Here is an 11,035-nt window from a genome sequence, read left to right as displayed (position 1 = left end):
TGCCAGGGCCGGTCGGGGGCGTCCGGTGGCGGCGGGGCGAACGGGTTGTCCTCCTGGCCTGGGGTGTCCGAGCGGTCGGAGGCGCGACGTGGGTCCGTCATGTGGTGTGAGTCTTCCCCTTCGTGTTCGTGCGCCTGCCGCGGGCCGGGCCGCGGAGTCGTACGCCAGACGCTACCCGCTGGCCGTGTACCCGTCCCACGGGGGCCGGGGGACGTGCCGGTATCGTTGCTGACGACCGACCGCTTCGTAGGGTTCCCCGTACGGACACACCCCCGTCGCCTGTCGGATCGCACAAGGGTCGCCGAGGGTGGCCCCCGGATCGTCACGAAGATCGTCACGAAGACTGACCGCCGGGTCGGAAAGAGCGTGTTCCCGTGTCTGCTTACGCACCCTCCGCGGAGCCTGCCCGGCTGGTCGTGCTGGTGTCCGGCTCGGGCACCAACCTCCAGGCCCTGCTGGACGAGATCGACTCCGTGGGCGCCGAGCGGTACGGGGCGCGGGTCGTCGCCGTGGGTGCGGACCGCGCGGGCGTCGCCGGGCTGGAGCGCGCGGAGCGCGCCGGGCTGCCGACGTTCACGTGCCAGGTGAAGGACCACCCGACCCGCGCGGACTGGGACCGCGCGCTCGCCGAGGCGACCGCCGCCCACCGCCCCGACCTGGTCGTCTCGGCGGGTTTCATGAAGATCGTGGGGCCGGAGTTCCTGGCCCGGTTCGGCGGGCGCCTGGTGAACACCCACCCGGCACTGCTGCCCAGTTTTCCCGGTGCGCACGGCGTGCGTGACGCGCTCGCCTACGGCGTGAAGGTGACCGGGTGCACCGTCCACTTCGTCGACGACGGCGTCGACACCGGGCCGATCATCGCGCAGGGCGTGGTGGAGGTCCGGGAGGAGGACGACGAGTCCGCGCTGCACGAGCGCATCAAGGAAGTCGAGCGTCGCCTGCTCGTCGACGTCGTGGGTCGCCTCGCCCGCGACGGCTATCGCATCGAGGGACGAAAGGTACGGGTTCCGGCATGAGTGCCGAAGCTACTAAGCGGCCGATCCGCCGCGCGTTGGTCAGCGTCTACGACAAGACGGGTCTGGAGGAGCTGGCGCGCGGCCTGCACGCCGCCGGGGTGCAGCTGGTCTCCACCGGCTCGACCGCCGCCCGGATCGCCGACGCCGGGGTGCCGGTGACCAGGGTGGAGGAGCTGACCGGCTTCCCCGAGTGCCTGGACGGCCGGGTCAAGACCCTGCACCCGCGCGTGCACGCCGGCATCCTCGCCGACCAGCGTCTCGAGGCGCACCGCGAGCAGCTGTCCGAGCTGGGCGTGGAGCCGTTCGAGCTGGTCGTCGTGAACCTCTACCCGTTCCGTGAGACCGTCGCCTCCGGCGCCTCGCCGGACGAGTGCGTCGAGCAGATCGACATCGGCGGCCCCTCGATGGTCCGCGCCGCCGCCAAGAACCACCCGTCGGTGGCCGTGGTCGTCAACCCGGAGCGGTACGCGGACGTGCTGAAGGCGGTGTCGGACGGCGGCTTCGCGCTGGCCGAGCGCCGGCGGCTGGCCGCCGAGGCGTTCCAGCACACGGCCGCCTACGACGTGGCGGTCGCCTCCTGGTTCGCCGGTGACTACGCCGGGGACGCGGTCGCCGGCGAGTCCGGCTTCCCGGACTTCCTCGGCGCCACCTACACCCGCGCCAACGTGCTGCGCTACGGCGAGAACCCGCACCAGGGCGCCGCGCTCTACACCGACGGCAGCGGTGGTCTGGCGGAGGCCGAGCAACTGCACGGCAAGGAGATGTCCTTCAACAACTACACGGACACCGAGGCCGCCCGCCGCGCCGCCTACGACCACGACGAGCCGGCCGTGGCGATCATCAAGCACGCCAACCCGTGCGGTATCGCCGTCGGTTCGGACATCGCGGAGGCGCACCGCAAGGCGCACGCCTGCGACCCGCTGTCGGCGTTCGGCGGCGTCATCGCGGTGAACCGCCCGGTGACCACCGAACTCGCCGAGCAGGTCGCGGAGATCTTCACCGAGGTCATCGTCGCGCCCGGCTACGAGGACGGCGCCGTGGAGATCCTGGCCCGGAAGAAGAACATCCGGGTGCTCCGCTGCCCGCAGGAGCCGGGCTCGCGGCTGGAGTTCAAGCCGGTCGACGGCGGTGCGCTGCTGCAGGTCGCCGACCGGCTGCAGGCGGACGGCGACGACCCGGCGTCCTGGACGCTCGCCACCGGCGACGCGCTGCCGGCCGAGGAACTGGCCGAGCTCGCCTTCGCCTGGCGGGCCTGCCGTGCGGTGAAGTCGAACGCGATCCTGCTGGCGAAGGGCGGTGCCACGGTCGGCGTCGGCATGGGCCAGGTCAACCGGGTCGACTCCGCGAAGCTCGCCGTGCAGCGGGCCGGGGAGGAGCGCGCGGCCGGTTCGTTCGCGGCCTCCGACGCCTTCTTTCCGTTCCCCGACGGACTTGAGGTGCTGACGGCCGCCGGGGTGCGGGCCGTGGTGCAGCCGGGCGGTTCGGTGCGCGACGAGCAGGTGATCGAGGCGGCCCGCGCGGCCGGCGTGACGATGTACCTCACGGGCACCCGCCACTTCTTCCACTGATCCCGAGCCGGCCGGCCGGACAGCCGGACGAGAGTCACACGGAGAGGGCCGGACCGCATGGCGCGGTCCGGCCCTCTCCGGCTGCTCGACGCGTGCTGTCGCCCGGGCGACACCCGGAACTCAGTACTGCGGCCGGTTGAACCACTGCGCGGCCGGCGCCATCGACAGGAACACCAGCGTCACCACGCAGGACGCCGTCCACAGCAGGCCGACGATCGGGGCCCCGCCGCCGGCGAACGAGGTGACCAGGGAGAACACGGCCAGCAGGCAGTTCAGCGAGGTCGCGATGATCGCCGCGACGCGCGTGCCGCTGCGCCCCTTGCCGAACTTCGCGGCCGTGAGGATGTGGAACACCGCCAGGCCGGCGAACACCACGAAGAGGATCACGGCGAACACGGTGAGACCGCCGCGCCCGAGTTCCTGCAGGCCGGACTCGCGGAGATCGCGGTCGGACAGGTTCGGCGCCACCAGCGCGAGGATGAACATCGCCACGGCGCCCAGGACCAGCAGGCCACCGGCGACGAACATCAGCACCCGGGCGGTCACGACCTGCCCCGGCATGGCGGGCGGCGGCGTGGCGCCCGGGTAGCCGGGCGGCTGCTGGCCGTAGGGCTGCTGCGGGTAGCCGTAGGGCTGCTGAGGCTGACCGGCGGGCGGCTGGCCGTACGGCTGCTGCGGCTGGCCGGGGGGTGGCGCGCCGTAGGGGTTGTTGTCGTTCGGGTAGCTCACGCTGGTCTCCTCCGAGCGGTCGTCGACGCGGGTCGGGCGTGCCGCCTCCTTCGGCGGGAGGAAACCATCGGAGTGCCTCCCCCGCGACCGCCCCGCGTCGGTCGCAGCACTGAGTGTCATCATCACGGCCGTGGCCGAGGGGTGTCCAGCCGGCCCCGGCAACCGTTGCCGGACGGTGAGACGCCCCGCACACCTCGCCATCGGCTCCCTGACTGGAGTCGGGGGCCCCGAATCCGGGAGGATGGGGCCATGAGCGCCCAGATTCTCGACGGCAAGGCCACCGCTGCCGCGATCAAGTCCGAACTCGCCACCAGGGTCGAGGCCCTGAAGTCCCGGGGTGTCACGCCCGGCCTCGGTACCGTCCTCGTCGGCGACGACGTCGCCAGCCAGAAGTACGTGGCGGGCAAGCACCGCGACTGCGCCCAGGTGGGCATCTCCTCCATCCAGCGTGAACTGCCCGGCACGGCCACGCAGGAGGAGATCGAGGACGTCGTCCGGGAGCTGAACGCCGACCCGGGCTGCACCGGTTACATCGTGCAGCTTCCCCTTCCCAAGGGCATCGACACCAACAGGGTGCTCGAACTCATGGACCCGGCGAAGGACGCCGACGGCCTGCACCCGACGAACCTCGGCCGGCTGGTGCTCGGCGAGCCGGCGCCGCTGCCCTGCACGCCGAACGGGATCATCGAGCTGCTGCGGCGGCACGGGGTGGAGATCGCCGGCGCTGAGGTCGTCGTGGTCGGCCGCGGCATCACCGTGGGCCGCCCGCTGCCGCTGCTGCTGACCCGCCGTTCGGAGAACGCCACCGTCACGCAGTGCCACACCGGCACCCGGGACCTGGGCGCCCAGCTGCGCCGGGCGGACATCGTGGTCGCCGCCGCCGGTGTGCCGCACCTGATCAAGCCGGAGTACGTCAAGCCGGGCGCCGCGGTGCTGGACGTGGGTGTGAGCCGCGACGAGTCGGGGAAGATCGTCGGCGACGTGCACCCGGGCGTGGCGGAGGTCGCCGGCTGGGTGGCGCCGAACCCCGGTGGTGTCGGCCCGATGACCCGGGCGATGCTGCTGTCCAACGTCGTCGAGGCCGCCGAGCGGAACGCGGGCTGACCGGCATGGGCGCCGACTCCACCTCCGGTGGCCGGGAGGCCGCCGACGCGCGCGGGAACCGCCGTTCGCGCCGCTTCCCCCTGCTCACCAGGGACACCGCGCGGCCCGAGGGCGGCGGGCGGGCGGCCGCCGGGAGCGCCCCCGCCCCCTACCGGCAGTGGCCGATCCTGACGGTGCTGGGCGGTGTGGTGGTCGGGCTGCTGCTGAGCCTGGCCGAGGCGCGGGTGGGGATACTCGTCGTCGGCGGCTCGCTCCTGCTGGGGGCGGCGCTGCGCCGGTTCGTGCCGTCGGTGGGCATGCTGGCCGTGCGGTCCCGGTTCACCGACCTGCTGACGTACTCGGTGCTGGGCACGCTGATCGTGGTGTTGGCGCTCATGGCGCAGCCCGACCCGTGGCTGGAACTGCCGTTCCTGGAGGAGGTCATCCGCTTCACGGTGCACTGAGGGACCGCCGGTCGGCGGTCGACCGGTTGTTCCGCTTTTGTTACCTGTATCGGAGAACCGAATCCTGGCTGAGCACCGTCACGACAGGTGGCACACTTGGGCCATACGTCCCTCTTCCGGTGGAGGGCGGCGAACCGCCGTCCGAAGCGAAACGAGGGTGGAAGACAACTCGGACTGGGGGCGAGGGGGAGGCAATGCCTCGTTGGAAGGCGCTACCGGAGGAGCTTGACCCGGAGATCCGGGAGTTCGCGAGCCAGATGCGCCAGCTCGTCGATCGCAGCGGGCTGGGCCTGTCCGCCCTCTCGGATCGCACCGGTTACAGCAAGACGTCCTGGGAGCGCTATCTCAACGGCAGGTTGCTGCCTCCGCAGGGCGCGGTGTCCGCGCTCGCCGAGGTCACCGGTACGGACGTCCGCCATCTGGCCACCATGTGGGAGCTGGCCGAACGGGCCTGGAGCCGGGCCGAGATGCGGCACGACATGACCATGGAGGCCATCCGCATATCCCAGGCGCGGGAGGCGCTGGCCGCCGCCGGGCGCTCCGAGGACGGCCGGAAGAAGGGGCGCGGACGCGCGCACAAGGCGACCGGGCGCTCCGCCGCGACGGTCGCCGACCGGCCGGCCGGGCAGCCCGTCGACGCGCCCACCTGGGCGGGCGGCCGCGGCGGCGCCGTGGCCGACGCTCCGGCCGACGCCCCATCTGACGCGGTCCGGCCCGACTTCGACAGCACCGCCGTGCTGCGCCGCCAGTCCGCGCCCGCCGACCGCACCACGCCGTTCGACCGCCCCGGCACTCGCCCGGCACCGGCCGACCGCCCGGCGGCCCGCCCCCAACCGGCCCCGGCCGCGGGCGGGTTCTCCACCGAGTCGCCCGGCCCGTCCACTGCGCCGAGCCCGCCCGGCCCGCCGAGCCCGCCGCGGCCCGCCGGGCACGACGCCGGTGCGCCCTCCCGCGGCCGTCGGATAGGCATGGTGCTGGCCGGCGCGGTGGGCGCGCTGGTCGTGGTGGCCGGCGCGGTGTTCTTCCTGGAGAGCGGCGGCGAGGCGAACGCCAAGCCCGAGCCCAAGCCGAGCCCCACCAAGGCCGCCGTCAAGCTGCCCGACGGAGTGAAGTGCTCCGGCGGTGACTGCACCGGCGAGGACCCGGAACTGATGGGGTGCGGCGGGCAGTACGCCGAGACCTCCGCCGACGCCATGGTCGGTACGACCTACGTCGAGGTCCGCTACAGCGACGTCTGCAAGGCGGCCTGGGCCCGGATCGGCGGCGCGTCCCCCGGTACGAAGGTGACCGTCAGCTCGGCCGGCGAGTCCGAGTCCGACGAGGTCACCGAGGGCACGGGCGGCTACACCATGATGGTCGCGGCGAAGAACGCCGAGGCGGCGAAGGCGTGCGTGGAGACCGCCACCGGGACAAGAGGCTGCACGACGACCACTCCCTGACCCGCGTACCCCACGTGGACACGCGCACCCGACGTACCCGACCTACGACGGTCGGACGACAGGTTTCGGCCGTACCGCAGCCGGGGTGGAATGAGCCGCGGGGGAGGGGGCAGGCGACCAGTCCCCCCACGGGGCGGCATCCACGCAGGCGGTCGCGCGTCGGGAACGGCGCGTGGCCGCCGACCGCCCACACTCCGCACGGCGCGTCGGCTGCGCACAGCCGGCGCGGCGGGCGGCGGCACGGGACCGGGCGGCTGCCCCCGGAACGCGTCGGCACGGTAGCCTGACGGGCGGGTCTCTTGACATAGAGAGATCTCGTCGGATCCACGCGATCCAGCCGCCATCGTCAGGTTCAACGGAGACCGCCATGACCCGCACTCCCGTTAATGTCACCGTCACCGGCGCCGCCGGCCAGATCGGCTACGCGCTGCTCTTCCGCATCGCCTCCGGCCACCTGCTGGGCCCGGACGTCCCGGTCAAGCTGCGCCTTCTGGAGATCACGCCGGCGCTCGGCGCCGCCGAGGGCACCGCGATGGAGCTGGACGACTGCGCCTTCCCGCTGCTCCGCGGCATCGACATCACCGACGACCCGAACGTCGCGTTCGACGGCGCCAACGTGGCGCTGCTCGTGGGTGCCCGCCCGCGTACCAAGGGCATGGAGCGTGGTGACCTGCTGGAGGCCAACGGCGGCATCTTCAAGCCGCAGGGCAAGGCCATCAACGACCACGCCGCCGACGACGTCAAGGTCCTGGTGGTCGGCAACCCGGCGAACACCAACGCGCTGATCGCCCAGGCCGCCGCGCCGGACGTACCGGCCGAGCGGTTCACCGCGATGACCCGCCTGGACCACAACCGGGCGCTGTCGCAGCTGTCCAAGAAGACGGGCGTCGCCGTCAGCGAGATCCGTCGCCTCACCATCTGGGGCAACCACTCCGCGACGCAGTACCCGGACATCTTCCACGCCGAGGTGGCCGGCAAGAACGCCGCCGAGGTCGTGAACGACGAGAAGTGGCTGGCGGAGGACTTCATCCCGACCGTCGCCAAGCGCGGTGCGGCGATCATCGAGGCACGCGGCGCCTCCTCGGCCGCGTCCGCCGCCAACGCCGCCATCGACCACGTCCACACCTGGGTCAACGGCACCGCCGACGGCGACTGGACCTCCATGGGCATCCCCTCCGACGGTTCGTACGGCGTGCCGGAGGGCCTGATCTCCTCGTTCCCGGTCACCGCCGAGAACGGCGAGTACAAGATCGTGCAGGGTCTGGAGATCAACGAGTTCTCCCGCGCCCGCATCGACGCCTCCGTGAAGGAGCTGGCGGAGGAGCGCGACGCGGTGCGCGCGCTCGGCCTCATCTGAGCCCGACACATCCGAGCCCGAGCCAGGGCTCCCACGAGGCCCGGCACCCTTCCAGGTGCCGGGCCTTCGGCGTTCCCGTGGTAAACCCGGCCCGCGAGTGATGAAGGCCACTTATCCCACCTGTACAGACATGAGTTCGCCACTTCGGGGCAGGGGTGCCTGTTGCCGGCCAAGCCGGCATGGTGCAAAACGGTCAGGAAGGCAGCAGGCGACGTGTCGGTACAGAAGACGATCTACGTGGACGGGGTGTGGCGGGACGCCGAGGCGGGCGGAACGCGGGACATCCTGGACCCGGCCGACGCCGGTGTGCTGGCGACGGTCGCCGAGGGCGGCCGCGCGGACACGGACGCCGCGATCGAGGCCGCGCGCCGCGCCTTCGACGCGGGCGCGTGGCCGAACACCCCGGTCGCCGAGCGCGCCGCGCTGCTGCGCCGCGTGGCCGACCTCCTCCAGCGGGACCGCGAGGACATCGCCCTCCTGGAGTCCCGCGACACCGGCAAGACGCTGGAGGAGGGCCGTGTCGACGTCGACGACGTGACCGCCGCCTTCCGCTACTTCGCCGACCTGGTGATGAACGAGTCCGGCGGCCGCGTCGTCGACGCCGGCAGCGCCGACGTGCACAGCGTCGTCGTGCACGAGCCGGTCGGCGTCTGCGCGATGATCACCCCCTGGAACTACCCCCTCCTCCAGGCCAGTTGGAAGATCGCCCCGGCGCTCGCGGCCGGCAACACCCTTGTGGTCAAGCCGAGCGAGGTCACACCGCTCAGCACCGTCCGGCTGGTCGAGCTGCTGGCCGAGGCCGGACTACCCGCCGGAGTGGCCAACATCGTCACCGGCGCCGGCGACCCGGTCGGCGCCCGGCTCGCCGAACACCCGGCCGTGGACCTGGTCTCCTTCACCGGCGGACTGGCCAGCGGCGTGAAGGTCGCCCAGGCGGCCGCGCCCACCGTGAAGAAGGTCGCACTCGAACTCGGCGGCAAGAACCCCAACGTCGTCTTCGCCGACGCCTGCGCCACCGACGAGGGCTTCGACACCGCCGTCGACCAGGCGCTCAACGCCGCCTTCATCCACAGCGGCCAGGTCTGCTCCGCCGGCAGCCGGCTCATCGTCGAGGAGTCCGTCCGCGACCGCTTCGTCGCCGAACTCGCCCGTCGCGCCGCCCGGATCAGGCTCGGACGCGGCACCGAGAAGGGCGTCGAGTGCGGACCGCTGGTCTCCCAGCAGCAGTTGGACAAGACGGAGATGTACGTCGCGTCGGCGCTCACCGAGGGCGCCTCGCTGCGCTGCGGCGGCGAACGCCCCGAGCCGAACGAGACGCGCCCGGCCGGCGGCTACTTCTACTGCCCGACCGTCCTCGACAACTGCCACCGCGGGATGCGCGTCGTCCGGGAGGAGACCTTCGGGCCGATCCTCACCGTCGAGACGTTCCGCACCGAGGAAGAGGCGGTCGAACTCGCCAACGACACCGAGTACGGCCTGGCCGGCGCGGTGTTCTCCTCGGACACCGCCCGCGCCCGCCGCGTTGCCGCGCGGCTGCGGCACGGCACGGTCTGGATCAACGACTACCACCCCTACCTGCCGCAGGCGGAGTGGGGCGGCTTCGGTCGCTCCGGCGTGGGACGCGAGCTGGGCCGCGCCGGCCTCGAGGAGTACCGCGAGACCAAGCACGTCTACGAGAACCTGCGACCGGCCCCGGTCCGCTGGTTCGCCGGCTGACGGCAGCCGAGCACTCGAGAACGGTCGGCCCGCCCGGACGCGGGCCGACCGTCCGCAAGGCCCGACGGGCCACCCCCTCCAGGCCACGGGTAACAGGCCACGGAAACCCCGCGAGGAGCAGTACCCAGTCATGAGCGCTTACGACTACGTGGTGATCGGCGGCGGAACCGCAGGTTCGGTCATCGCCTCCCGACTCACCGAGGACCCGGACGTCACCGTCGCCGTCATCGAGGGCGGCCCGTCCGACATGGACCGGGAGGACGTGCTGACGCTGCGCCGCTGGCTCGGACTGCTCGGCGGCGACCTCGACTACGACTACCCGACGACGCCGCAGCCAGGCGGCAACAGCCACATCCGGCACAGCCGCGCCCGCGTCCTCGGCGGCTGCTCCTCGCACAACACGCTGATCTCCTTCAAGCCGCTGCCCTCCGACTGGGACGAATGGGAGGCCGCCGGCGCCACCGGCTGGAACAGCCGGGCGATGGACCCGTACTACGGGAAGCTGCGCAACAACATCGTCCCCGTCGACGAGAAGGACCGGAACGCCATCGCCCGCGACTGGGTCGAGGCGGCGGTGACCGCGCTCGACGTGCCGCGCGTCGAGGGCTTCAACAAGCAGCCCTTCCACGAGGGCGCCGGCTTCTTCGACCTCGCCTACCACCCGGAGAACAACAAGCGCTCCTCGGCGTCCGTCGCCTACCTGCACCCGCACATGGCGGCCGGCGACCGCCCGAACCTCCACCTGATGCTGGAGACCTGGGCGTTCCGCCTGGAGTTCGACGGCAACCGCGCGACCGGCGTGCACGTCCGTGCCGCCGACGGCACCGAGTCGTTCGTCGCGGCCGACCGCGAGGTGATCGTCTGCGCCGGGGCCGTCGACACCCCCCGGCTGCTGATGCTCTCCGGCATCGGACCCGCCGACGACCTCAAGGCGCTCGGTATCGAGGCCCGCCACGACCTGCCGGGCGTCGGCGAGAACCTGCTCGACCACCCGGAGTCGGTCATCGTCTGGGAGACCGACGGGCCGATCCCCGACAACTCGGCGATGGACTCCGACGCGGGACTGTTCGTCCGCCGCGACCCCGAGTCCGCCGGGCCGGACCTGATGTTCCACTTCTACCAGATCCCGTTCACCGACAACCCCGAGCGACTGGGCTACGAGCGGCCCGAGCACGGCGTGTCGATGACGCCGAACATCCCCAAGCCGCGCAGCCGCGGCCGCCTCTACCTCACCAGCGCCGACCCCGAGGTCAAGCCCGCCCTGGACTTCGGCTACTTCACCGACGAGGAGGGCTACGACGGCCGCACCCTCGTCGACGGCATCAAGCTCGCCCGGCGGATCGCCGCCACCGAGCCGTTCGCCAAGTGGCTCACCCGCGAGGTCTGCCCCGGCCCCGAAATCACCTCCGACGAGGAGCTGAGCGCCTACGCCCGCCAGGTCGCACACACCGTCTACCACCCGGCCGGGACCTGCCGCATCGGCGCGGCGGACGACGAACTCGCCGTCGTCGACCCGGAGTTGCGGATACGCGGACTGGCCGGTATACGCATCGCCGACGCCTCCGTCTTCCCCACGATCCCGGCGGTCAACCCCATGATCGGTGTGCTCATGGTCGGCGAGAAGGCCGCCGACCTGCTGCGCGACGCCGACAACCCCCACCGC

At 72.4% G+C, this 11,035-nt stretch carries 9 protein-coding genes; 8 read left to right on the top strand and 1 reads right to left on the bottom strand.

The features are described 5' to 3' along the window. Positions 1-374: 374 nt before the first annotated feature. Together purN and purH are read left to right on the top strand one after the other, a co-directional pair. Positions 375-1,016, top strand: a complete 642-nt coding sequence (purN, locus tag FNX44_RS17415) for a phosphoribosylglycinamide formyltransferase (protein ID WP_143649196.1) — start codon at positions 375-377, stop codon at positions 1,014-1,016. Then, positions 1,013-2,584 carry a bifunctional phosphoribosylaminoimidazolecarboxamide formyltransferase/IMP cyclohydrolase gene (gene purH, locus FNX44_RS17410; protein WP_143649195.1) on the top strand — a complete coding sequence of 524 codons (1,572 nt, stop codon included), beginning with the start codon at positions 1,013-1,015 and terminating at the stop codon, positions 2,582-2,584. The genes purN and purH overlap by 4 nt, the downstream gene beginning before the upstream one ends. Positions 2,585-2,704: 120 nt before the next feature. Here the strand turns inward: purH and FNX44_RS17405 are convergent, their stop codons facing one another. Next, on the bottom strand, positions 2,705-3,313 hold the full coding sequence (locus FNX44_RS17405) for a hypothetical protein (protein WP_143649194.1): 609 nt from the start codon (positions 3,311-3,313) through the stop codon (positions 2,705-2,707). A 249-nt stretch (positions 3,314-3,562) separates the two neighbouring features. Between FNX44_RS17405 and FNX44_RS17400 the strand changes: the two genes are divergently transcribed. From FNX44_RS17400 to FNX44_RS17375, 6 genes are all read left to right on the top strand, one after another. Then, positions 3,563-4,417, top strand: a complete 855-nt coding sequence (locus tag FNX44_RS17400) for a bifunctional methylenetetrahydrofolate dehydrogenase/methenyltetrahydrofolate cyclohydrolase (RefSeq protein ID WP_143649193.1) — start codon at positions 3,563-3,565, stop codon at positions 4,415-4,417. Between the two features lie 5 nt (positions 4,418-4,422). Then, complete coding sequence (locus tag FNX44_RS17395) at positions 4,423-4,860, top strand: DUF3017 domain-containing protein (RefSeq protein ID WP_143649192.1); 438 nt, start codon at positions 4,423-4,425, stop codon at positions 4,858-4,860. Between the two features lie 194 nt (positions 4,861-5,054). Beyond that, on the top strand, positions 5,055-6,299 hold the full coding sequence (locus tag FNX44_RS17390) for a DUF2690 domain-containing protein (RefSeq protein WP_143649191.1): 1,245 nt from the start codon (positions 5,055-5,057) through the stop codon (positions 6,297-6,299). 367 nt (positions 6,300-6,666) lie between these two features. Then, entirely contained in the window at positions 6,667-7,656 is a 990-nt protein-coding gene (locus FNX44_RS17385; protein ID WP_143649190.1) for a malate dehydrogenase, read from the top strand. Positions 7,657-7,869: 213 nt separating this feature from the next. Then, positions 7,870-9,372: an aldehyde dehydrogenase family protein gene (locus tag FNX44_RS17380; protein ID WP_143649189.1), complete on the top strand. Its 1,503-nt coding sequence runs from the start codon at positions 7,870-7,872 to the stop codon at positions 9,370-9,372. A gap of 130 nt (positions 9,373-9,502) precedes the next feature. Then, positions 9,503-11,035 (top strand): GMC family oxidoreductase (locus FNX44_RS17375; protein WP_143649188.1); only part of this gene is annotated, 1,533 nt, incomplete at its 3' end.

The organism is Streptomyces alkaliterrae, assembly GCF_007097205.2.
GTDB lineage: Bacteria > Actinomycetota > Actinomycetes > Streptomycetales > Streptomycetaceae > Streptomyces > Streptomyces alkaliterrae.
The sequence above is the reverse complement of the archived record's forward strand: the minus strand, read 5'-3'. Positions and strand labels throughout refer to the sequence as shown.

Bases quoted from the DNA above. Each gene is read 5' to 3' on its own strand.
- FNX44_RS17385 (WP_143649190.1), top strand. From the start codon at position 6,667: ATGACCCGCACTCCCGTTAATGTCACCGTCACCGGCGCCGCCGGCCAG.
- FNX44_RS17390 (WP_143649191.1), top strand. From the start codon at position 5,055: ATGCCTCGTTGGAAGGCGCTACCGGAGGAGCTTGACCCGGAGATCCGG.
- FNX44_RS17400 (WP_143649193.1), top strand. From the start codon at position 3,563: ATGAGCGCCCAGATTCTCGACGGCAAGGCCACCGCTGCCGCGATCAAG.
- FNX44_RS17395 (WP_143649192.1), top strand. From the start codon at position 4,423: ATGGGCGCCGACTCCACCTCCGGTGGCCGGGAGGCCGCCGACGCGCGC.
- purH (WP_143649195.1), top strand. From the start codon at position 1,013: ATGAGTGCCGAAGCTACTAAGCGGCCGATCCGCCGCGCGTTGGTCAGC.